Origin of the sequence: Desulfosarcina sp. (genome assembly GCF_041551955.1) — a bacterium.
Lineage (GTDB): Bacteria > Desulfobacterota > Desulfobacteria > Desulfobacterales > Desulfosarcinaceae > Desulfosarcina.
Window position 1 is genome coordinate 1 of sequence record NZ_JBFELV010000573.1, and the last position, 2,583, is coordinate 2,583.

2 protein-coding genes and 1 pseudogene are annotated in these 2,583 nt (G+C 56.0%); all 3 read right to left on the bottom strand.

All coding sequences use genetic code 11. The features are described from left to right. The coding region (locus tag ABYV26_RS24305) for a hypothetical protein (protein ID WP_372683933.1) at positions 1-908 on the bottom strand (908 nt) is incomplete at its 3' end. A 7-nt stretch (positions 909-915) separates the two neighbouring features. After that, positions 916-1,824: a serine/threonine-protein kinase gene (locus ABYV26_RS24310; RefSeq protein WP_372683934.1), complete on the bottom strand. Its 909-nt coding sequence runs from the start codon at positions 1,822-1,824 to the stop codon at positions 916-918. Between the two features lie 236 nt (positions 1,825-2,060). Next, positions 2,061-2,583: pseudogene (locus ABYV26_RS24315) on the bottom strand (radical SAM protein); the annotation flags it as partial.

Genomic DNA, 2,583 nt, shown 5'->3' on the forward strand with positions numbered 1-2,583 from the left:
CCTCCGGTTCCCGTTCCTCCGGTTCCCGTTCCTCCGGTTCCCGTTCCTCCGGTTCCCGTTCCTCCGGTTCCCGTTCCTCCGGTTCCCGTTCCTCCGGTTCCCGTTCCTCCGGTTCCCGTTCCATCGGCGCCGTCACCGGCCCCACCTGCACCCGACCCGCCGCCATCTCCAGTCCCGAGTCCTTCACCTGCGCCGCCGGCAGCATCACCGCTACCGCTGCCGCCACCCGAGCCCGCGCCGCTGCCCGCTGCTGAAACACTCTCCAGGTCCGCCTGGATCATGTTCTTTGACACCGCGCCCGGATTGGCCATGAGGGATTCGATGTTGAGGGTTTTGGCGAACTCTTCGGTGAGCACGCTCTCCAGCAGCGTGTCCATGAACATCTTGCGGGTCTTGGCTTCGTCTTCGGCGGCCATCATCTGGGGGGTCAGATCTTTCAGCGCATCACGGGAAATCACCTCGTCATCGTCGGTCACTTTTTTAAACCGTACGTGGTTAACCTTGATGCTGGATACCCCCCGGGCAAAGATGGCTTTTTTGAATCCCTCGGCGCCGCTATATTTGGTGATGTTGCCGAACACCTCCAGGAACACCTTGATCTCCCGTTTTTCGAGACCCGGTTCAATGGAGATGGACTGAATGCCGTTATTTTTAAACAGCATCACCAGGCGTCCCACATTGAGGCGGGCATCCAGTGGCTCTTCATCCACGAAAAACTCATCGCGATTGAGAATAAACACCAAGGGCGAGATGATATTCAACAGGTTGAGGGCACCGTTATAGAACATGTCGATGGACTGTTCCACAAACGGGTGGTTGGGCTGATACATCATGGAGCGATTGAACAGCAGGGCAACGGTTCGTCCGAATTGGGATAGCTGGTTTTTGGTGGCGGCGTCTAGTGGCATGGCGTCCTCATCTGGCTGAAGATGATGTCATCAATTTTTTCGAAAAGCGTTCCAGTTCCGATGCAAACTCATGACAGGATGGGTAGCGCTGATCCCGGTCAAAGGCCAAGGCCTTGAACAGGATGTCATCCAAGGTTCGGTTGGCCATGGGATGGACCTCGGATGGTCGCTGCCGGAAGATCCGGTCTTTCAAGGCGAGCTTCATCTTGAGCAGGTCCATGGCCGTCTGGTAAGGCGGGTAGGGAAGCGTGGACATGAGCATTTCGAGCATCATTACGCCGGCGCTGTACATGTCCGCACGACCGTCGACGGTGCCCGACAGAATCTGCTCCGGTGCAATATATATCGGTGTACCCAACAGCAGCCGGTCGCTTTTGCTCGTGGTTCGCGAAACCCGGGCCACACCGAAATCCGTGATCAGCGGCCGCTTGGAATGCGTTTCGATCATGACGTTGTCCGGCTTGATATCCCGGTGCACGATGTCGTTGTCATGGGCATACGCCAGGCCATCGAGAATTTTCAGCATCAGGGAAAGAATGGTCGGCAGCGGCATAAACCGCTTGGAGGGCACGATATTCTTCCGGGTTCGGCGGATGAAGTAAGACAATTCGTTGCCCTTGACCAGTTGCATGGTAAAAAAGAGGAATTCTTCCGTTTCGCCCACTTCGTAAACAGGAATGATGTGGGGGTGCATCAGGATGGCTGCCGATTCGGCCTCCTGTTGAAAAAAAGCAGCGGTTTTTTCCGTCATCAGGGATTTGGGAAGGACCTTGACGGCAATCTGCCGTTTAAGGGTTTTCTGGAAAGCCACGAAAACGGCGGACATGGCGCCATGCCCGATCTTCTTGAGCAGCACGGAGGTGCCTACCTGCTGGCCGACCAGATGATCCAGATTAAGCTGCCCGATGGTTGACATATTTTAGTCCTAGCCGGCGTTAAGAAAATTAATGTGGACTGCGTTATCGGTCGTCGCAGGATTACAATACGGCTTCCTCCCTCTAGCCTTGCCACCTTAATTATCTTAACGCCTCATATCTGTATTCTCCAGCAAGGGACGACGATATTATGAAATCAGATCAAAATGACAGTCCCACAACTACTCCCACATGAAAAGCATGCCGCTTCATTTCGCGCCATGGGAAAGTCTGGCGTTCACATATGGACACCCGCTATGACGGTTCCGCAGCCGCTGCATCGGCCTTTTCGCACCCGGTTGTCCATGATATGAAACCCCCGGCGGGCGATAACGGTTTGCCTGCAACCGGGACAGATCGTGTCTTCGCCGCCCTGCCCGGGAATGTTGCCTGTGTAGACATACTTCAGCCCGGCGGTCATCCCGATGTCTCTGGCCTGTATGGGGGTTTCCACCGGCGTCGCGCCTCGATCCGTCAATTGGTAAGTGGGGTGAAAACGGCTCACGTGCCAGGGGGTTTCGACGCCCAGATCCGTGGCGATAAAGGTTGCCAGCCGCGACAGTTCCCCGGGGTCGTCGTTAAGCCCAGGAATGACCAGGGTGGTGACTTCCACCCAGATCTTCAGACTTTTCATTCGCCGCAGGGTTTCCTTCACCGGATCCAGACGGGCGCCGCACTGTCGTTTGTAAAATTCGTCGCTATAGGCCTTCAGGTCTACGTTGGCGGCATCCAGGAAGGGACTGACCTGCTGCAGCGCCTCG